16 protein-coding genes are annotated in these 20,479 nt (G+C 32.6%); 11 read left to right on the forward strand and 5 right to left on the reverse strand.

Annotated features, from left to right (window positions below):
* Positions 1-88: 88 nt before the first annotated feature.
* From LNQ49_RS15720 to serB, 6 genes are all read left to right on the forward strand, one after another.
* A complete protein-coding gene (locus tag LNQ49_RS15720; protein ID WP_229989979.1) occupies positions 89-496 on the forward strand; it encodes a VOC family protein in 408 nt (135 codons plus the stop codon).
* 38 nt (positions 497-534) lie between these two features.
* Positions 535-945: an SRPBCC family protein gene (locus LNQ49_RS15725; protein WP_229989980.1), complete on the forward strand. Its 411-nt coding sequence runs from the start codon at positions 535-537 to the stop codon at positions 943-945.
* A gap of 12 nt (positions 946-957) precedes the next feature.
* Positions 958-1,365, forward strand: coding sequence for a VOC family protein (locus LNQ49_RS15730; protein WP_229989981.1), 408 nt, complete (start codon positions 958-960; stop codon positions 1,363-1,365).
* 11 nt (positions 1,366-1,376) lie between these two features.
* Complete coding sequence (locus tag LNQ49_RS15735) at positions 1,377-1,820, forward strand: SRPBCC family protein (protein ID WP_229989982.1); 444 nt, start codon at positions 1,377-1,379, stop codon at positions 1,818-1,820.
* A 37-nt stretch (positions 1,821-1,857) separates the two neighbouring features.
* On the forward strand, positions 1,858-2,286 hold the full coding sequence (locus tag LNQ49_RS15740) for a VOC family protein (RefSeq protein ID WP_229989983.1): 429 nt from the start codon (positions 1,858-1,860) through the stop codon (positions 2,284-2,286).
* Positions 2,287-2,565: 279 nt separating this feature from the next.
* Positions 2,566-3,801, forward strand: coding sequence for a phosphoserine phosphatase SerB (gene serB / locus LNQ49_RS15745; RefSeq protein ID WP_229989984.1), 1,236 nt, complete (start codon positions 2,566-2,568; stop codon positions 3,799-3,801).
* Positions 3,802-4,124: 323 nt separating this feature from the next.
* On the opposite strand, the gene LNQ49_RS15750 is transcribed toward serB, so the two are convergent.
* Positions 4,125-5,636: a GH3 auxin-responsive promoter family protein gene (locus tag LNQ49_RS15750; RefSeq protein ID WP_229989985.1), complete on the reverse strand. Its 1,512-nt coding sequence runs from the start codon at positions 5,634-5,636 to the stop codon at positions 4,125-4,127.
* 271 nt (positions 5,637-5,907) lie between these two features.
* Between LNQ49_RS15750 and LNQ49_RS15755 the strand changes: the two genes are divergently transcribed.
* Positions 5,908-6,702: a DUF2797 domain-containing protein gene (locus tag LNQ49_RS15755; RefSeq protein WP_229989986.1), complete on the forward strand. Its 795-nt coding sequence runs from the start codon at positions 5,908-5,910 to the stop codon at positions 6,700-6,702.
* Positions 6,703-6,711: 9 nt separating this feature from the next.
* On the opposite strand, the gene LNQ49_RS15760 is transcribed toward LNQ49_RS15755, so the two are convergent.
* The gene (locus tag LNQ49_RS15760; protein ID WP_229989987.1) at positions 6,712-7,737 is read right to left on the reverse strand and encodes a LacI family DNA-binding transcriptional regulator; all 1,026 of its coding nucleotides are present in this window, start codon (positions 7,735-7,737) and stop codon (positions 6,712-6,714) included.
* 157 nt (positions 7,738-7,894) lie between these two features.
* Here LNQ49_RS15760 and LNQ49_RS15765 point away from each other — a divergent pair, with 157 nt between their 5' ends.
* The 3 genes from LNQ49_RS15765 (at position 7,895) to LNQ49_RS15775 (ending at position 13,705) form a co-directional block, all read left to right on the forward strand.
* A complete protein-coding gene (locus LNQ49_RS15765) occupies positions 7,895-10,540 on the forward strand; it encodes a TonB-dependent receptor (RefSeq protein ID WP_229989988.1) in 2,646 nt (881 codons plus the stop codon).
* A gap of 89 nt (positions 10,541-10,629) precedes the next feature.
* Positions 10,630-11,850, forward strand: coding sequence for an MFS transporter (locus LNQ49_RS15770; RefSeq protein ID WP_229989989.1), 1,221 nt, complete (start codon positions 10,630-10,632; stop codon positions 11,848-11,850).
* Positions 11,840-13,705 carry an alpha,alpha-trehalase gene (locus LNQ49_RS15775; protein WP_229989990.1) on the forward strand — a complete coding sequence of 622 codons (1,866 nt, stop codon included), beginning with the start codon at positions 11,840-11,842 and terminating at the stop codon, positions 13,703-13,705. Before LNQ49_RS15770 ends, LNQ49_RS15775 begins: the two co-directional genes overlap by 11 nt.
* Positions 13,706-13,767: 62 nt before the next feature.
* Here LNQ49_RS15775 and LNQ49_RS15780 read toward each other — a convergent pair whose 3' ends face one another.
* Together LNQ49_RS15780 and sppA are read right to left on the reverse strand one after the other, a co-directional pair.
* Positions 13,768-16,398 (reverse strand): AsmA-like C-terminal region-containing protein, encoded by a 2,631-nt coding sequence (locus LNQ49_RS15780; RefSeq protein WP_229989991.1) that lies wholly within the window; start codon positions 16,396-16,398, stop codon positions 13,768-13,770.
* A gap of 419 nt (positions 16,399-16,817) precedes the next feature.
* Positions 16,818-18,581: a signal peptide peptidase SppA gene (sppA, locus tag LNQ49_RS15785; RefSeq protein ID WP_229989992.1), complete on the reverse strand. Its 1,764-nt coding sequence runs from the start codon at positions 18,579-18,581 to the stop codon at positions 16,818-16,820.
* A gap of 135 nt (positions 18,582-18,716) precedes the next feature.
* On the opposite strand from sppA, the gene folK reads away from it, so the two are divergent.
* Positions 18,717-19,850 (forward strand): 2-amino-4-hydroxy-6-hydroxymethyldihydropteridine diphosphokinase, encoded by a 1,134-nt coding sequence (gene folK, locus LNQ49_RS15790; RefSeq protein ID WP_229989993.1) that lies wholly within the window; start codon positions 18,717-18,719, stop codon positions 19,848-19,850.
* Here folK and LNQ49_RS15795 read toward each other — a convergent pair whose 3' ends face one another.
* Entirely contained in the window at positions 19,851-20,444 is a 594-nt protein-coding gene (locus tag LNQ49_RS15795; protein ID WP_229989994.1) for a CHAP domain-containing protein, read from the reverse strand. It lies immediately after the preceding gene.
* Positions 20,445-20,479 lie beyond the last annotated feature (35 nt).

The following is a 20,479-nucleotide window of genomic DNA, read 5'->3' on the forward strand; positions in this document are numbered from 1 at the left end:
AATGACCCTAAAAATGACTTTTATTATGGTCTAAAGGCTAGATGATTACTTTAAATTTGCTTTAAATAATTTGTAAATTTATATAAAAATGAAAACAGAAATTTTCTTAAATCTTCCAGTGAAAGATTTAAAACGTAGTATGGGCTTTTTTACAGAATTGGGATTTACATTCAATTTAAATTTCACAGATGATAAAGCAGCTTGCTTAGAAATCGGGGAAAATATTTTTGCAATGCTATTGTTAGAGGAATTTTTTAAAACCTTTACTAAAAAACAAATTTGTAATACAGCAACGACAAGCGAAATTTTAATGGCATTATCAGTTGATAGCCGAGAAAAAGTAGATGAAATAATTGCATCAGTAGTAAAAGCTGGCGGTACCGAATATATGGAAGCTAAGGATTATGGCTGGATGTATCAAAAAGCATTCTTGGATTTGGATGGTCATCATTGGGAGATATTCTTCATGGATGAAAGTCAGGCTCCAAAAAATTAAAAGACAATTTATAAAGTATAATTTTAAAACGATTCAATATGATAACAGTTAAGAGTACAGTAAAAGCACCAATAGCTAAAGTTTGGGAAATGTGGAAAACTCCAGCACATATACAAGAATGGAATAGTGCTTCGCCAGAGTGGCATACTCCATATGCAGAAAATGATTTACAGACAGGAGGTAAATTCAAATCTACTATGGCAGCTAGAGATGGTAGTATGAGTTTTGATTTTGTAGGAGAATATACTTTGGTGAAAGAAAATGAAGCCATTGAATATGTAATTGGAGATGGGAGAAAGGTCGAAATTGTTTTTAGAGAAACTCCAAATGGAGTAGAGGTAATTGAAAGTTTCGATCCAGAGACAGAAAATTCAGAAGAGATGCAACGTGGTGGATGGCAAGCTATTTTGGATAATTTTAAAAATTATGTTGAAAATAAAACAACTTAAAATATCAAAAAAATGGCAAAACAGATATGGCTCAATCTGCCAGTAAAAGATATAGAAAAATCAAAAGCTTTTTTTTCGAAAATTGGATTTACTTTTAATGAAGATCACGATACACCAAAATCAACTTGTATGCTAGTTGGTGAAGGTAAATTTGTAATAATGCTTTTTGAAGAGAATATGTTTGCCGATTTTTCTCAAAATAAATTAACAGATACAAAAACAAGTTCAGAGATATTAATTTCTATAGATGCCGAAAATAAAGGAGAAGTAGATGCGCTTGCTAAAAAAGTTGAAGAAGCTGGTGGGACCGTTTTTGCTCCTCCTGCCGAGAGTCAAGGGTGGATGTACGGTTGTGCTTTTGCCGATTTAGATGGACATCGTTGGAATTCTTTATTTATGGACTTTAGTAAATTATCATAAGAAAATAAGATATGGAAACATTAAAATTCATCATTAAAATAAAAGCATCACGCGAAACAGTTTGGACTGTTTTATGGGGTGAAGAAACCTATAAACAGTGGACAAATGTTTTTTGTGAGGGAACTTATGTTGAGACTACTTGGAATGAAGGTGATAAAATCCATTTTTTAAATCCGAATGGAGAAGGAATGAATAGTATCATTGAAAAGAAAATCTCCAATGAATTCATGGCGTTTAAGCATATAAGTGGGTTGAAAGATTTTAAAGAAATGCCTATTGATGCTGAAACAGAAGAATGGACAGGCGCAATGGAAACCTATCGATTAACTGAGGAGAATGGGTTTACAATTCTTGAAGTTAATATTGATACGCTCGAAAAATATATTGATTATTTTAAAACAACCTTCCCAAATGGATTAGAGGTACTAAAAAAACTCTCAGAAGAAAAATCATAATAGCAATTAAACAAAAAACAAATAAACAAAAAATATCATGACAGCAGTAAATCCCTATTTAATTTTTAATGGAAATTGCGAAGAGGCATTTCTATTTTACAAATCAGTTTTTGGAGGCGAATTTGCATTTATTGGAAAATTCAAAGATATGCCTGCAGACGAAAATTGCTCTAAAGTGTCAACTGAAGAAGCAGAAAGAATTATGCATGTTAGCTTGCCAATTGGTCAAACCATTTTAATGGGAAGCGATAGTACCGAACAATCAGGCGCTGTGAAATTTGGAGGAAATTTTTCGGTTTCAATTAATGTCGAAAGTACAGCAGAAGGAGATAGAATTTTCAACGGACTTTCAGCTGGAGGAAATCCATTTATGCCAATGGGCAAGACCTTCTGGGGGGCTTATTTCGGAATGTTTACTGATAAGTTTGGAGTAAATTGGATGGTGAACTTTGATGAAAATATGTAAAGTGCCTAAACAAGATAATTGTGATTAAGCAATTAATATAAAGAGATTATTTAAGACAATTTTAGAACATGATAAGCATGTTTTTTCAGTTGTCTTAAATGATCTCTTCTTATTTGTAGTCTCACAAATTCAGCTTATTTTAAGCAATAGAAATAAAGAGTAAATTATTTAATTAAATCACATTGATTTGTGTTTTTTCTTTACAAGAAAACAAAGCATAAGTTTTTTTATCAACAATAGATTGCCGATTTTTGTCACTTCTAAAACAATAAAGATAAAATGGCAGCAGAAGATAAAGAGATTATTTTATTAAAGGTTTCAGGTCATGATAAACCAGGAGTTACAGCTGGTTTAACCGCAGTATTGGCTACTTATGATGCTATTATTTTAGATATTGGGCAAGCCGATATCCATGACACACTTTCTCTAGGAATTTTGTTCGAAATCGAAGCCGGTTCCAATTCAGGGCCCGTTTTAAAAGATTTATTGTTTAAGGCCTATGAATTAGAAGTTAAGGTTAAATTTATTCCAATTTCTGTTGAAGATTATGAGATGTGGGTAAAAACGCAATCTAAGCAACGCTACATCATCAATATTCTAGGAGAAAAGTTAGCAGCGTCACAATTGGCAGCTGTAGCTAAATTATTGTCCGACCAAAACTTAAATATTGTTTCGATAATTCGATTAACAGGGAGAACATCAGTTGTAGAAACAGAAGAATATCCACGGTCATGCATACAATTGTCACTAACAGGAGATGTTGTAGATAAGATTGCTATGACGGCAAGTTTCATGGAAATTTCCAGAACATTAAATGTAGATATCTCTTTTCAAGAAGATAATATTTATAGAAGAAACAGACGTTTGGTATGTTTTGATATGGATTCAACCTTAATTCAAACCGAAGTAATAGACGAGCTAGCTGAGTTGAATGGAGTAGGCGAGCAAGTAAGAGCAATTACAGAATCGGCTATGAATGGCGAAATAGATTTTAATGAAAGCTTTAAGCAGCGTATGGCATTGTTAGAAGGGCTGAGCGAAGATGTGCTGCAATCTGTTGCCGAAAAGTTGCCAATAACCAAAGGAGCACATCGATTAATGAAAGCCCTAAAATATTACGGATATAAAACGGCTATACTATCGGGAGGATTCACCTATTTTGGAGAATATTTACAAAAAGAACTAGGTATCGATTACGTGCATGCCAACCAATTAGAAATTAAAGATGGTAAATTAACGGGTAAATATTTAGGCGATATTGTAGATGGTCAAAAGAAAGCAGAATACTTAAGAGCTATTGCCGAAAAAGAAGGGATTCACATCAATCAAACCATAGCGGTTGGAGATGGAGCAAACGATTTGCCAATGCTTAATTTAGCAGGTCTAGGAATCGCTTTTCATGCAAAACCTACAGTAAAAGAAAACGCAGCAACTTCTATTTCAAGTTTAGGACTAGATGGCGTTTTGTATCTATTAGGATATCATGATAGGTATATCGATATGATTAATAAATAGAAGATTATTAAATACAATCTTGTTGCTTCGAAGAAGAAGGCACTTGATAAAATATATAAAAAGAGAAACCTCAGCTTAAATTAAAGTTGAGGTTTTTTTATGGGCATGCCCCGCAGAAAAAGCGGGTCGGGCTATACATTTCAATCTTTTATGCCATCCCGATTGCTATCGGGACCAGCACAAAAGGATTTCCATTGCTATCCCTCATGCGATATAGTACATTTGTTTTTAAAATAGAGTAAATACTCAATCTCTAAACCTTGTCACTTCGACAGAGGAGAAGTCGCACGAGTAGTTCAAGTCGACTAAAACTAATTAGATTTCTAACTCATCTGTTTCAACTGTTCCAAATAATCTCTTTGATTCGAAAGCCTTGGGATTTTATGTTGTCCGCCTAGTTTATCGCGTTCTTTTAACCAGTCGTAAAATAAATTCTCTCTGGCAACATTAATCACCAAAGGATTTAGTGTCATATTATTGTAACGTTTGGCTTCGTAATCAGAGTTCAAAGATTGTAAGGTTTCATCAAGTGCTTTTTGAAAAAGACCAACATCAGCGGGTTTTTTCTTAAATTCAATCATCCATTCGTGAGCCCCTTTTTCTTTGTCTTGCATGAATATCGGAGCTACAGTATAATCTATAACTTCGGTATTTGTTAATAGGCATGCTTTGGCAATAGCTTGATCGGTATTTTCGACCATTAGCTCTTCGCCAAAAACATTGATATGGTGTTTAGTTCTTCCAGTAACTCTAATTCTATATGGATTTAAAGAAGTGAATCGAACGGTATCACCAATTAAATATCGCCATAAACCCGAATTAGTAGTAATAACGATTGCATAATTTTTGTCTAATTCAACATCGGCTAATCGAATAACTTTTTGTTCCGGTCTTCCAAAAGTTTCCATTGGAATGAATTCGTAAAAAATTCCATAATCCAACATTAGTAATAAATCGCTAGAATTATTTAAATCCTGAATAGCAAAGAACCCTTCAGAGGCATTGTATATTTCGTAGTATTTAAAATCTTTTTTCGGTAATATGTTTTTGTATTGTTCTCTGTACGGAGAGAAACTCACACCACCATGGAAATAGACTTCCAGATTAGGCCATATTTCAAATAAATTTCCTTTTCCAGAATCTTCCAGAACGCGGTTCATTAATACCAACATCCACGACGGGACACCAGCAAAACTGGTCACATTCTCATTTTTTGTTTCATTTATAATAGCAGCAATTTTAGTTTCCCATTCGCTCATAAGCGAAGTTTTATTACTAGGAGTGCTGCTAAACTCTGCCCAAATAGGCATGTTTTCAATTAATATAGCCGATAAATCTCCAAAGAAAGTATTGTTGTTCTCGTAAATTTGAGAACTTCCGCCTAAACGAAGGCTCTTACCCAAAAATAATTCAGAGTCCTCATTGTTGTTCAAGTATAAGCACAATAAATCTTTACTTCCTTTATAATGGCAATCTTCTAAAGCTTCATTACTTACAGGTATAAATTTGCTTTTTGCATTTGTAGTTCCGCTAGACTTAGCAAACCATTTTATAGGAGTTTCCCAAAAAACATTTTGCTCCCCCTGACGCGTACGTTCAATTAAAGGTTGTAATTCTTCATAAGTAGCAATAGGAAGCCTTTCAGAAAAAGTTTGATAAGAGTTAATCGAAGCAAAATCATATTGTTTACCAACAATAGTATTCTCGGCAGCCAATATTAAATTATGAAGTAGCTCTTCCTGTACTTCATTTGGGTATTTAAGAAAAAGCTCTATTTGATGAATTCTTTGTTTAAGAACCCAAGAGGCAAATGAATTGATTATTGATAGAGGCATGAATGATTTTAGATTTTAGTTCAGATAGTTATCAGAAGCTGATTTTTCTATTAACGCAAAAAGTCAGGAATTTAAGATTTGAATATCGGTAGACAAATACTAACTTTGTCGTTGTACCAAAAATAGTGTTTTTTTATAAATGACAATTCTATTTATGGCAAAGATTCCAATTCAAAAATGGAATTTTAACAATAAAAAAATTAAATTCCTCGAAGAGAGTTTAAAATTCAAAAGTAACTTCCGATGGCTCGGAACTAAAAACTAAAATCTAATGCAATATCAAGGAGTACTTACAAAGATGCAAACCGAAATGGGGAGCCCAATTCAATATTATTTAGTTTTTGAAGACAGCTTTATTAATGTCAATCAATTATTGAATAAAGAAATTGAAATCAATTTTGTAGGTTACCAATGTTTGAATTGTGGTAAAAAGAAAAAAATATTCCGTCAAGGATTTTGCTACGATTGTTTTTATTCAAGTCCAGCAGTTGGCGATTGGATTATGAAACCAGAATTAAGCACAGCACATTTAGGAATTCAGGATCGTGATTTGGTATATGAAGAAAAAGTACAATTACAGCCTCATATTGTATATCTAGCTTTGTCTAGTGAAGTAAAAGTAGGAGTAACCAGAAAAACACAAGTACCAACCCGTTGGATAGATCAGGGAGCAACGCAAGCTTTGGCAATTGTAGAAGTTCCAAATCGATATTTAGCAGGAATTACTGAGGTAGCTTTAAAGAGTCATTATGCGGATAAAACAAATTGGCGAAAAATGCTTCAGAACAATATCGAAAGTGTTGATTTAGTTTTAGAAAAAGCTAAAGTCGAAAGCTTGATTCCAAATGAAGTTCGTGACTATTTCTTTCCGGAGAAAAATGATTTGTATGAAATGCATTATCCAGTTTTAGAATATCCAAAAAAAGTAGCAAGTTTAAGTTTAGATAAAACACCAACATTTCAAGGAAAACTTACTGGAATAAAAGGGCAATATTTATTGTTTGCAGACGGAACCGTTTTTAATATCCGTGGATCAGAAGGATACGTGGTAACGATTAACGTTTAGTCATCCTTATTATCTCATCGTTGATTCTCTCTCGATAATAAGTGTTGGAAGTTCGATGGTTTCATGTGTAACCGGAAGACGTTCCTTAATTTGAGCAATTTCATTTATTAATATAGCAGCTGCCCGTTGACCAATATCATAACCAGGTTGGTCAATAGTGGTTAGCTTCGGAGAAATTACAGTAGACATAAACCAATTGCTAAAACCAAAAACAGCAATTTGCTCAGGAATCTTAATCTGCATATCGTTAAGGTATTTAATAATACCAATAGCTACTAAATCTGTGATAGCAAAAACAGCATCTACATCCTTATGTTCCTCAACTAGTTTTTGCGCATTGGCGTAACCATCTTCAAAATCAGAATTGTGATCACACAAATAAACTAGAGAAGGGTCGTAAGGAATATTATGATCCTCAAGAGCTTTTTTGTATCCAAGAAAACGATCAATAGAATTTTGAGGAGTATAAGAACCTCTAAAATGAGCAATTTTTTTATACCCTTTATTTATTAGATAAGTTACTGCATCGTAAGCAGCTTTACGGTCATTTATAATCACTTTCGAGCAATCGACAAGCTTGGCTATTTTATCAAACAATACTACAGGAGTATTCTTTTTTATAGCATCGTTAATATGAGAGAAATCATCCGTTTCGTTAGACAATGAAATTAAAATTCCATCTACTCTTTTTTGTTGTAACAAGGTAATCTGCTTTTTTTCAAGTTCATATTTTTCATTAGATTGTAAAATAATCACAAGATACCCCCTGTTTTCAGCTTCATCTATAATACCATTTAAAACACTCGAAAAGAAATGATGAACCATTGTAGGAATAACAACTCCAAGAGTTTTGGTTTCGTTTGTCCTAAGGTTTACTGCATTAGCATTGGGCTTGTAATTCATAATAGCGACCATTTCAAGAACTCTTGCTCTGGTAGTATCGCTAATATCAGTATAGCCCTTTAATGCTTTCGAAACAGTTGTAACGGATATTCCTAAAGCAGTCGCAATGTCTATAAGTCTGGTATCATTCATTTAATAAATGTAATAAAACTAATTGATAATTATTTAATTTTAATTAATCGAAAACGTTTTCGGCGAAATCGAAAACGTTTTCGGTAAAAATCAGCATTGAGATGAAAAAATAGGCAATAGTTTTACCCTAACTAATAACCTAACCAAATAATAAATCATGAAACAGTTTAATTCAAACACAATAACATCGTTTTGGATGTTGTTGTTATTTATCATTCCAGCAATGGTTTTTTCACAAGAAAAAGGCAGTGTATCTGGACAAGTATTTGATGAAAATGGGCAAACAGCTCCAGGAGCAAATATTGTTATTCAAGGCTCTTCAATAGGGGTAAGCTCAGATGTAGATGGAGGATTTACACTTCTTAATCTTTCAGGAGGGACTTACATTATTCTTGTTACAAATATTGGATATAAATCAACTCAAAAGAGTGTTGTCCTTAAAGATGGGGAAAACATAAAGCTTGATTTTCATTTAGAGGCAGAATCTCAAAGTTTAAAGGAAGTAGTTGTTACAGGTTCATCAAATCCAAGGTCAAAATTAGAGTCAAGTATTGCAATTACTACTTTGGGAGCAAAGGCTATTGAGAATAGAGCTCCTATTAGTACGGCAGATATTCTTCAGACTATTCCGGGGTTTGTGGTTGAAACATCGGGTGGAGAAGTAGGGAATAACCTTTTTGCGAGAGGAATTCCATCAGCAGGAGCTTATGAATATGTGCAAATTCAAGAAGATGGTTTAGCAGTTTTTGAAGATGGAGCTTTGCAGTTTGCAAATGCAGATAACTGGTACAGACTAGATGAAACGGTGAGCAAAATGGAAGCAGTTCGAGGAGGTTCAGCATCAATTTTTGCATCAAATGCTCCAGGAGGAATTGTCAATTTTATTTCGAAAACAGGACAGAATGAATTTCAAGGAAAAGCAAAATTGACTGTTGGAGATTATGGTTTATTCCGTACCGATCTTAACTTAAGTGGTGCATTGGTTAAAGATAAATTGTTTTTTAATGTAGGAGGATTTTATAGAGCCGATGACGGAATTAGAAAAACAGGTTTTACTGCAAATAAAGGGGGGCAAGTAAAAATGAATCTTACCTATAAGTTTGATGATGGAGGATATTTGAGATTAAATTACAAAAAATTAGATGATAGAAACACCTTCTATTTACCAATTCCATTAAAAAGTAATAATGGAAAGGTAGAAGGCGTAAGTGGTTTTGATCCAAATTACGGAACGCTTACTTCTGCAAATTTCTCTCGTTTGAGTGTGCCACAATATGGAGGAGGAACTTTTAAAGCTGATTTAGAAGATGGAGTACATCCAGTTGTAAATGCTATAGGAGCTGAATTTAAAAAGAAAATAGCCGAAAAAGTTACTTTAAAGAATGCATTCAGAAACACAAAAATAGATTTGAATTACAATGCAATTTATAGTAGTGGCGGACCGTGGACACAAGCAGGTTATGCAACAGATGTACAAAACTTAGCTCCAGCAAATACAGGAGATTTAAGTTATACTTATGTAGATAATAATACAGCCTTAAATCCAAATGCATTGATTATGAGAGCAGATCATTGGTACATAAATAAACAAATGGATAATTTCGCCAACAATTTGTCTTTTAACTTCGATTTAAAACCTGTTAATCTTACAGTTGGATATTATTATTCTAATTGGAAATCAAATCAATACTGGAATTGGAGTAATTATCTAGTAGATGTTACTGATAATCCAAGATTGGTAAATGTAAACAATACCGCAAGTGGGGTAGCCCATACTTGGAACGGAATAGAAAGAATTACATGGTTAGAAAGAGATGCACAAACAAAAGGGAAACTAAACGATTTTTATGTGGATGCTGAAATCGAAGCAACAGATAAACTAACATTTAATGCAGGTTTGAGATACGACAAAAATATATATTCAGGATATAGAGATAATGCACGTTTTGGAGCTGAAAATTTAGGAGTTTTAGATAATAACACAGCAGATGATGCAGTAACTACAATTCAAGGAAATCCATATACGTATTGGAGATATGATGTAAGTGAGATTTCGTATACAGCTGCAGGAAATTATAAGTTCAATGATAATATGGCCTCTTATTTAAGATATAGCCACGGTTTTAGATCACCAATCGAGGAGTCATTTTATGACAATGCTAAAGATTTAAGCAAACTAAAAAATACTTTCGTAAATCAATTAGAGCTAGGTTATAAATATGCCAACTCATTCCTTTCTGTGAATGCCAACTTATTTCACATGAATTTAAAGAATGTAGCCTTTACGGATATATTAGCGGATGGATCATCTGAAAATAAATTCGCGGATATAAACAATCTAGGATTAGAAGTAGAAACGAATCTAAGATATAGTATAGCGAGACTGAATTTTAACTTCACAGTTCAAAATCCAAAGTATGATAATTTTACAGGTCAAAATGCCGATGGAAGCACTTTCGATTTTAACGGAAATACAGCCCGTAGAATACCTAAATTCTTCTGTACGATAAGACCAGAAGTGGATATAACCAAAAGATTAGCAGGGTATGTTCAGTATACTTATTTTGATAAAAAATATACAAATCAGGATAATAAGCAAGTTTTGCCAGCTTTTAAAGAAGTTGGAGCAGGTTTAAGCTATGTAGTTAATAATTTAAGATTTGCTGTAGATGGGACTAATTTATTCAATGAAATTGGCTTAACAGAAGGAAATCCAAGACAATCAACATCAGATACAGATGTGTTTTTAGCAAGACCAATTTTGGGGCGTGCATTCAGATTTTCAGTAGCAATCAACTTTTAGTTTTTTTATATTAATTAGTTCAGCCAAATGCTGTTGTAATAACGGCATTTGGGTTTTTGTTACATTCGTTAGTAAATCAATATGTTAAGATGAAAAAAGCAGGAATAACAGCAGTATTATATCTCAATTACTTTGTGTTTGCAATATTGCTGAATAGTGTTGGGATTGTAATTTTGAAATCACAAAAAAATTATGGTGTAAATGAATTACAGGCTAGTATTCTAGAAGCTTTTAAGGATTTACCCATTGCAATAGTGTCTTTTTTAATAGCCTCTTTTTTGCCAAGAATAGGATATAAAAAAGCAATGCTTATCGGTTTAGGGTTGGTAACTTTTGCCTGTATTGCTATGTTTTATGGCAATTCGTTTAATTATGCCAAATTGCTTTTTGCAACCGTTGGAGTTTCTTTTGCACTAATAAAAGTATCAGTTTACTCGCTTATAGGTACAGTAACCGAAAATCAAAAAGAACACAATGCATTAATGAGTAGTGTAGAAGGGGTTTTTATGATAGGAATTGCATTGGCATATTTTTTATTCCCAGCGTTTAACACAGAGACAAATCCAGATTCATGGCTTAATGTGTATTGGTTTTTGGCTTTGTTGACCTTACTATCCTTTGGCTTTTTGTTTTTTATAAAAATAGAGAAACCAGTAGAAATTCCGGGAGCAAATCTAGCTGATGATTTTGTACAAATGATTAAGCTAATGGCAAAATCGCTTGTAATTGTTTTTGTTGTTAGTGCCTTTTTATTTGTAATGATCGAGCAAGGAATCATGTCATGGCTACCAACATTTAATGATAAAGTACTTCACTTATCTGAGAACAATAGCATAATGATGGCGAGTATTCTCGCAATTTCTTTGGCAATTGGACGAATTCTGGCAGGAGAAATTACTAAGAAAATAAATTGGATTTGGGTACTGAGCTTCTGTATTATATGTGCAATGCTTATCGTGGTTTTTGTATTGCCAAAAGCGGTTGGACTAGAAGTTAAGACGATTCATTCCTTTAGAGATATTCCATTAATAGGATTTGCATTTCCACTTGTAGGATTATTTATTGCACCCATTTATCCGTTGCTTAATTCAGTTATATTAAGTGCTTTGCCTAAAAAGTTGCATAGTTCAATGACTGGACTAATTGTAGTGTTTTCTGCTTTGGGAGGAACAATAGGTTCAAGGATAATTGGTTGGTTATTCCAGAACCAAGGTCCACAAAATGCATTTTATTACACCTTGATTCCAATGTCATTACTATTGGTCTCATTCTTTATATTAAAAAAAATAACGACTAAAAATGAAATTTAAATTAAACATAAATCAGACGCTTCAAAGTTTATTAGCCCAAGAAGATACAGATGGCGATAAAAAGATTACGATTGATGATAAAGGGCCTAAAAGTTTTTTATTAGAAGATGAAAATGGAAATTCATTGAATGTCGAGGGAACCTATCATTTATCTAATTTATTACAGGAATTAGCATTGTCTAAAAAAAGCAATTCAGAATTTGCTGAAATAAACAGTTCCGAAATAATCGAAAGCCCAGTAAGTCGAATTTCTAGAAAAATAAAGAATTTATATTGGAAAGGCTTAACGAGAACCATTGATGGCAAGGGAGTCGCTAAAATTGTAGAAGATGAAAAAATAGAAAATGCAATCTCTTATTTATATGTTCCAGCAACAGATGATGTCGCTTTTGAGTATTTTAAAGCGTTAGAGCAATCCATTCCAAAATTAAAGGTAGTTCAGTTAGCCGAAGATATTTCTTCGGAGTATGTACTCACGTTGAATAAAAAACCAGGGATTTTGGCTTTGGCATTGCAGCAAGAAAATAAAGAGATAAAAGGCGTTCCTTTTGTCGTTCCGGGAGGTAGGTTTAACGAGATGTATGGTTGGGATAGCTACTTTATTGCTATAGGGCTTTTGTTAGATAATGAACCAGAACTTGCTATTGGGATTGCAGAGAATTTTAAATATCAAATTGATCATTACGGAAAAATTCTTAATGCAAACAGAAGTTATTATTTAACCCGAACACAACCGCCATTATATACATCTCTGATTGTTGCAATTACAAAAGAAGCAAAACCAACGAAAGATTGGATTGCAAAACACCTTCATACTGCAATAAAAGAATATCAAACGGTTTGGATGGAAGAAGGAAAGCGACTTACATCAAATGGACTAAACCGATATAAAGCAGAAGGAATTGGGCTTCCGTTTGAGGTTGAGGTAGGACATTTTGATGATGTTCTTGAAAAATATGCACAGTTATACAATTTGCCATTAAGAGATTTTGAAAAAAAATATCTTGATAGAGAAATTACCGATGCTAGTCTGGATGCTTATTTTGTGCATGATCGTAGTATGAGAGAAAGCGGACATGATACCACCAATAGGTTTGTTGATGTTTGTGCAGATTTAAATACGATAGATCTAAACAGCCTACTTTATAAATACGAAACAGATATTGCTTTTTTGATTGAAACAGAGTTTGAGAATCGTTTTGTAAATGAGAAACAAACAACTTATACTGCGGAGTATTGGAAAGAGAAAGCGGCTTTAAGAAAAGAGAAAATTAATGAATTGCTTTGGGATAGGAGTGCAGGAATTTATTATGATTATAATTTTGTGAAAAAAGAACCGCATCTATTTGATGCAGCCGCAACATTCTATCCACTTTGGGCAAAATTATGTAATACTGAACAAGCAGATATTTTAGTAAAAAGCGCGTTGCCAAAATTTAAATTAAAGGGAGGAATTGCTGGAAGTACAAAAGAAGCAATAGAAGATTTAGACGCAAATTCACCACAACGACAATGGGATTACCCTTTTGGATGGGCACCGCATCAAATGTTCCTTTGGGAAGGACTATTAAACTATAATTATATAGATGAAGCCCAAGAAATGATTTATCGCTGGTTATGGCTTATTACTCGCAATGCAGTAGATTATAATGGAACTATTCCAGAGAAATTTAATTTAGAGACTAGTTCTCTTAAGATTTTTGCAGAGTATGGAAATGTTGGTACCGCATTCGATTATATAACTGAAGAAGGGTTTGGTTGGATGAACGCATCCTATCAACTAGGACTTAGTATTTTAAAGACAGAGTTAAAAGCAGAGTTAGAAAAGTTAACGGATCCAGACCAGTTGTTTTAACCACAATAAAAAAGCCTAAGAGTATAATTTCTTAGGCTTTTTTATTATTTAATGATATGGTTTTATGGAGTCGTTGCAGGCTCTTCTTTTTTCTTTTTCTTAAACAAACCGTTTAATAAATCAGCAGCTTTGTTTACCTGTTCGGTAGTTTTTTCTTTATTGGTAGCTGCTTTTGTAGTATCTTTTGATTTGGTGTTTTTATTAATCAAATCAGTTAAAGCAGTTGTACCTTGTTTAGTCAGTTTCTCTTTTTGTTGATTAACCAATTGTGTAGTTAAGTTAGTAACAGCACTTTTCATATCGGTAGAAACTTTTGGATTAGAAAAATTCCCCGTCAATAATGCATTAATCGGAATGCTTTGCAGTTTTGCTGCATCAGCAGGAGACATTTTAGCTAAAAAAGCATTTGCTTCAGATCCAAGGTATTTTGCTGGAACATCTAGTTTTATGTTGTAGTTCATCGTTTGGTCAAAACCATGTGTTCCACCAATTGTAGCTTTTATGTCTTGGTACTTTATGTCAAATGGTTTAACGTTTACTTTACCATTGTCAAATGTAAGACCTACTTTCAAGTCATTTAAGTTTAGCTTATTAATATCAAGAAATTTAATATTAGAAGTTAAAGCATTTAAAACAGTCGAGTTCTTAGCATTTACAGTCGTAGAAAGTAATTGACCTAATAAATCACCTGATATAGATTTTAAGTCAGGAGTTAATTCGGTAGCATTAAGATTTCCGTTAAGTTTTATCGTTGAATTTATTTTACCATTGATAATTCCTGCTATTGGAGCAATCTTTTTCAACATGTCTAATTGCGTAAACGATTGTGCAATATCTACTTGGTTGAATCCTAAATTCATATCAAAAGTAGGTACTTTGGCTTTTGTAGAAACAGCTCCGTTTAAGGCAATTGTACCTCCAAAAATAGATGTTTTGAAGTTCTCTAAAGTTGCTTTTTCGTCTTTTACAATTATCTTCCCAGAAACATCTTTTAGTTTTAAATTATCATATAAAACAGTATTTGCTTTTGCTGTTAATGTACAATTTAAGAAAGCAGGGATTTTCATTGCTTCAGCTGGTTTGCCTTTAGCTTTAGAATCTGCTTCAGCTTTAGCTGGTGCAGGCTCTCCAGTAGTCATAAAGTCATCAACAGCCAATTGGTTTGAACTCATGTTGAAATTTCCTCTTAGTTCTTGTTTTTTAAACATAAAACCATAGAAATTTTCAAGAACACCATTGATGCTTAAATCACTTTTCCCAGTTGTTGCATCAAATTGTTTTAAGTTGATTGTAGTTGGACTAAACTGAACCAATGCAGTACTGATGTTCATTGATTTGTTATTCTCATCTGTGTATTTAAATCCAGACAAGCTCATTGTACCAGCATTTTTAATATTTTGATATTGACTTTTTTCTACTGAAGCCATATCGAAATTAGTAGTTACATCAGCTTTTAGAATACCAGACAAAGGTTTGTCCATTTTTATAGGATAAGCTTTAGAAAGGTTAGCTAAGTTAATAGTTCCTTTTAATGCAGCATCTACAATAGGATTTACAGTAATGTTCTTGATGTTTGCTTTAGCATTAAAAACATCCTGATCAATTTTAAACGAAAGTTTGTCCAAGTTTACATAAGTATCATTTAAGACACCAGTTTCGTTTATGATTCTAGTATCGATGACAATGTTCTGAACTGATTTTGGTAAGTTTGGATATTTAAATGAAGCATTGTTAGATGCAATCTCAATATTGAATTTAGGAACAGTAGTGTCTGAATATATTCCTTTGGCAAATCCTGCAACAGTAAAATCTCCAGTAGTTTTTACACCATCTAATCCAGAAGAATAGGCTGATGGAATTAAACCTAAGAAATTTGTAAATGATGAGGTAGGTGTTTTAAATTTTAAATCATATTGTTGACCACCTTTAACTATTTGAATGAAACCATCAAATTCTAGTGGTAACTGATTAATTAAAGCTTTGTTTTCTTTAAATGTATACTTGCTTTTTTCTAAATCGATGCCTAAAATAGCATCAAGAGTTAGCGATACATTTTTCATGTAATTTATTTTATCCATGTCCAAAGATACTTTGGCAGTCGATTTTGTAGTTAAATCTAACTTGGAAGCTGTAAAATCACCTTTCCCTTCATGGTTCAAGCTATCGATAACCATTTTTATTTTTGAACCTTGGTCAAAATATCTAAAAGTGAAATTTTCAATTTTATAACCTTGGATTTTTAGAGCAAGTGGCTTGCTGGCTGATTCGTCTTTTTTTGATTCGTCCTTTTTTAGTGCAATATCAAAATTTCCAACACCGTTTTTATCAAATATAATATTGACTAATCCATTTTTAGTGTCAATTCCTTGAATATTTAAAGCTTCATCTTTTCCTTTGAAAAGTTCTTTGATACTCATCTTTAAATTTAATTCGCCTAATGAAACCAAAGTATCCCCTTCAAAAGGAGCTTTGTTTATAATCACTAATTTCTCTATAGAAACGTTAGCATTCGGGAAGTTTTTAAATAAACTCAAATCGGCATCGACAAAACTAACTTTGGCGTCAACGCTTTCATTGATAGCTTCGGATATTTTGGCTTTGATCTGATCTTTAAAAAAAAACGGAAGGGCAAACAACGATGCAATCAGTAAAACGATTACTATTCCTGCGATTTTCAGAACTTTCTTTAGCATATGTATAGTTATTTGAATTCAATTATTACAAGCAATTTTTGTGCCTGATTATTGCAAAAATAAACTTTTATGCGTGATTCTTTTTGTGTTTTCTTCATAAAAAGAAAATTATGCAAATTCGTTTGTAGGCTTTGTCTTCTTTTTAATTAGAAAAAATAGCCTACTACATATCGAGGGGCAGATATGAGTAAGCTATCCAAAAAAATAAACAGGGTTATAATCGTTATGAATTCTACTAGCGAAAAATGTCTTAAATGCTGGTATAACTGACCTTGTAATATTCTGCTAAAGTAGCTATAACATCTGCTTACATGTGTTACCAGTAAATTAAACCTGAGTTAACTTTAAGCGATTTATATAAAACAAAAAATCCGTTTAAGTTTAACCTTAAACGGATTTGAAATTGTAATGAAGTTTATTTATTGAATGTTAATTTGAAAAGGCAACATAGCTTGAACGCCTTTTTTAGCTTGTAATCTTTTTACTTGCTCGATAATAAAATAATTTTCTTCACCTATTTCTTCTTTGATGAAATTCTCTTTTGATTTTGCAAAAGGTAAATTTTGTAACAAATCATTAAATTTCTTATCGTATTCAGGGTAGTTTTGAGTGCTGTAATCTTTTATTTTGGCAAGAGTAGCAGCTTCAGCAATTGCATCATTTAAACCTCCAATTTTATCCACAAGACCAATTTTTACAGCTTCAGAACCAGCCCAAACTCTTCCTTGAGCAATAGCATCAACTTGGTCAAAAGTCATTTTTCTTCCTTCAGCAACATGAGTTACAAAAGTTCTGTAAATATGTTCAACACCTTCTAATGTTACAGCTTTGAAGTTTTCATCCAAAGGTACAAATGGACTATAATTAGCTGCATTTTCATGAGTTTTTACCTGCTCAGTATTAATACCTAATTTGTTAGCCAAAGGAGTGAAATTTGGCAATACTCCAAATACTCCAATAGAACCAGTTATTGTATTGCTCTCAGCAAAGATTTTATTAGCATTACATGCAATATAGTATCCTCCAGATGCAGCATAATTACCCATAGAAACAACCACAGGTTTTACTTTTTTAGTCAATTCAACCTCTCTCCAGATTAAATCTGAAGTTAAAGCACTTCCACCCGGACTATCAATTCGTAGTACAATAGCTTTTACATCTTTGTTTTTACGAGCTTCTTGTAAAGAACGACGCATAGATCCTTCTCCGATAACAGTAACATCACCTTCACCACTTTGGATTTCTCCTTGAGCATAAATAATAGCTATTTGGTCACCTGAAGTACTAGAACTTGAAGCAGTTGTAATGAAGTTTTGAGTATAATCAGAGATAGAAATTTTATTATAGTCATCATCACCAGTTACTTTCAAGGCTTTTTTAATGGCATCATGATATACATCTTCATAAGCTATAACATCTACAAGACGTTCCACTTTTGCCATTTCTGGTGTTCTAGCCAAAAGACCGTTTGCGATTTCATTTAATCGAGCAACAGGAATGTTACGGCTTTTAGAAATGTCGGCAACAACAGTATTCCATATTGAGTTTAATAAAGCACCAGTTTGCTCTCTGTTGGCATCACTCATTTTATTTTCAAGAAATGGTTCAACAGCACTTTTGTATTTTCCATGACGAATTACTTCCATGTGAATACCTGATTTATCTTGAAAATCTTTGAAGAACATAATTTCAGAAGACAATCCTTTAAAGTCTAAATCTCCAACAGGATTTAAATAAATTGTATTTGCAACAGAATTTAAATAATATTCTTTTTGAGAATACCCATTAGAATAAGCCATTACAAATTTTCCTGATTTTTTAAAGCTTTCAAGAGCATTTCGTAAATCTTTACTTTGTGCCATTCCTAAAGAGGATGCATCGTTAAGAATAGAAATTCCTTTAATATTATCATCAGTTTTTGCGACATCTATAGCATTAATGATATCTGTTAGACCAATACCTTTTTGCTCAGAAAAAATAGTAACCAAAGGGTCTTTGTATTTTCCGGCATAATCATTTTGTATTTTTCTTAAATCAAGTTCAATTACAGAGTCACTTTTTACTGTAACAGCATTACTATCACCTCCAAAAAGAGCAGCTAATAACATTATTCCGAAAAAGGAGAGCATGAAAAAAACAAAAATACCGATTACGGTAGCTATTACATTTCCTAAAAATTTCATAATTACATTTTTTTAATAAGTAGCTAAAAAGCTAAAATGTTACAAGTCGAGACTTTATATTTTTTATTTTGTTATAAGTCGTTATACAAATATATTGTTATTTCTAAAATACTTTTAGTTAATTTGCATCTAATTATGAAATCACAATATCAGGTCGTTTTATCCCTAGGAAGTAACCAAGGAAACAGGTTGGAAAATATCAAAAACTGCATTAATTTGATACATCAGGAAATTGGTACTGTTGTTCAAGTTTCGAGGTTGTATGAGACGCCAGCTTGGGGTTTTGAAAGCGATGCATTTTATAATTGTGCCTTGATTTTACACACCAATGCATCGGCACAAAAAATATTAAATCAGGTTCTAAAAGTAGAAAAACAATTAGGACGTATTCGTTCAGAACAACAAGGATATCAATCCCGACTTATAGATGTTGATTTAATTATTTATGAAGATGAGGTTATTGATACTGATAAACTTAAAGTGCCACATCCTTTGATGCAAAACCGAAATTTTGTCTTGATGCCAATTCAGGATTTAAATTTAAATTGGAAGCATCCAATCTTTCAGAAAACAATTTCAGAATTAATTGCAATAACACCTGACGATAGTATATGTACAGTGGTTCAGGATCTAAAAAGTCCATTGCAGGAGATTCCGATGCAGCGATTTAATTATATCGCTTTTGAGGGAAATATAGGAGCAGGTAAAACAACTTTGGTGCATAAAATAGCCGATGATTTTAATGCTAAAACAGTATTAGAACGTTTTGCAGATAATCCTTTTTTGCCAAAATTTTATAAAGACCAAAACCGATATGCTTTTCCACTTGAAATGTCATTTCTGGCAGATCGTTATCAACAATTATCAGATGATTTAGCTCAATTTGATTTGTTTAAAGATTTTATCGTAGCCGATTATCATATTTTTAAATCATTGATTTTTGCTAAAATAACACTTGCTGAAGATGAATATCGCCTGTATCGAAACTTGTTTGATATTATTTATAAAGAAATGCCAAAGCCTGATTTGTATGTTTACTTATATCAAAATACAGAACGCTTATTGCATAATATAAAAAAGCGAGGCAGAAGCTACGAGCAAAACATTTCAGCTGATTATTTGGATAAAATCAATAATGGCTATTTAGAATATATTAAATCACAGACAGATTTAAATGTTTTAATTATTGATGTTTCTGACCGTGATTTTGTAAAAAAGCATGAGGATTACCTTTTTGTTTTGGAGGAAATCCAGAAAAAAATAGGATAGTTATTCCTTTCTTAACCAACCTAAAATACGATCATTGTCAATTGTCCATTTGCCTTCTTTCTTAAGTAAAGGGAAAACTTCTCTGGATTTGCTAAACGGACCTGGATTTTGCTGAATTATTTCAATCTCATTATCAGTAACGTTCGAAACAATTGCAACGTGCCCAAATCGGTTAAAAATAGTTCCGCTATAAATTAAAAGATCATCAACTTTAGGTTTGCTTGTACTTGGATTAGTATATTGTGTTAAATCTCTTTTTTCGTTTTTTTGACCATCAGAAAGTTCAGCGTTAAAAAAGTCTTTGGCATGACCGTAACTATCAGGCATTTTGTGATTAAAATGTTCGTAATAATATCTCTTCACAAACTCTACACATTGGTATTTTAAACCAAGATTGTAATTGTCTGCGGTAAGATTTCTATCCGTAACATTATTCACGCCTCCATTGTAGTAAACGCAAATACCATTTAGGCTATCCAAAGGCTGTCCTATTGTGTATTCAGAATTGAAATTAAATTTTTTAAAAGCCCATATTCCTGAAAAAAGAAATAATAATAATCCAATTAAGAAGTAAGTCCAGCGTTTGGTTTTCATTGTAATAGTAGAGTTATTTTAAGTTTTATTATTTC

It is taken from the genome of Flavobacterium pisciphilum, from assembly GCF_020905345.1.
Taxonomy (GTDB): Bacteria; Bacteroidota; Bacteroidia; order Flavobacteriales; family Flavobacteriaceae; genus Flavobacterium; species Flavobacterium pisciphilum.

What these genes read in the sequence shown, in the direction of transcription:
- LNQ49_RS15795 (WP_229989994.1), bottom strand. Translation starts at nt 20,444, where the DNA reads ATGAAAACCAAACGCTGGACTTACTTCTTAATTGGATTATTATTATTT.
- LNQ49_RS15720 (WP_229989979.1), top strand. Translation starts at nt 89, where the DNA reads ATGAAAACAGAAATTTTCTTAAATCTTCCAGTGAAAGATTTAAAACGT.
- LNQ49_RS15725 (WP_229989980.1), top strand. Translation starts at nt 535, where the DNA reads ATGATAACAGTTAAGAGTACAGTAAAAGCACCAATAGCTAAAGTTTGG.
- LNQ49_RS15760 (WP_229989987.1), bottom strand. Translation starts at nt 7,737, where the DNA reads ATGAATGATACCAGACTTATAGACATTGCGACTGCTTTAGGAATATCC.
- LNQ49_RS15740 (WP_229989983.1), top strand. Translation starts at nt 1,858, where the DNA reads ATGACAGCAGTAAATCCCTATTTAATTTTTAATGGAAATTGCGAAGAG.
- serB (WP_229989984.1), top strand. Translation starts at nt 2,566, where the DNA reads ATGGCAGCAGAAGATAAAGAGATTATTTTATTAAAGGTTTCAGGTCAT.
- LNQ49_RS15750 (WP_229989985.1), bottom strand. Translation starts at nt 5,636, where the DNA reads ATGCCTCTATCAATAATCAATTCATTTGCCTCTTGGGTTCTTAAACAA.
- LNQ49_RS15775 (WP_229989990.1), top strand. Translation starts at nt 11,840, where the DNA reads ATGAAATTTAAATTAAACATAAATCAGACGCTTCAAAGTTTATTAGCC.
- folK (WP_229989993.1), top strand. Translation starts at nt 18,717, where the DNA reads ATGAAATCACAATATCAGGTCGTTTTATCCCTAGGAAGTAACCAAGGA.
- LNQ49_RS15770 (WP_229989989.1), top strand. Translation starts at nt 10,630, where the DNA reads ATGAAAAAAGCAGGAATAACAGCAGTATTATATCTCAATTACTTTGTG.
- LNQ49_RS15735 (WP_229989982.1), top strand. Translation starts at nt 1,377, where the DNA reads ATGGAAACATTAAAATTCATCATTAAAATAAAAGCATCACGCGAAACA.
- LNQ49_RS15765 (WP_229989988.1), top strand. Translation starts at nt 7,895, where the DNA reads ATGAAACAGTTTAATTCAAACACAATAACATCGTTTTGGATGTTGTTG.
- LNQ49_RS15730 (WP_229989981.1), top strand. Translation starts at nt 958, where the DNA reads ATGGCAAAACAGATATGGCTCAATCTGCCAGTAAAAGATATAGAAAAA.
- sppA (WP_229989992.1), bottom strand. Translation starts at nt 18,581, where the DNA reads ATGAAATTTTTAGGAAATGTAATAGCTACCGTAATCGGTATTTTTGTT.
- LNQ49_RS15780 (WP_229989991.1), bottom strand. Translation starts at nt 16,398, where the DNA reads ATGCTAAAGAAAGTTCTGAAAATCGCAGGAATAGTAATCGTTTTACTG.
- LNQ49_RS15755 (WP_229989986.1), top strand. Translation starts at nt 5,908, where the DNA reads ATGCAATATCAAGGAGTACTTACAAAGATGCAAACCGAAATGGGGAGC.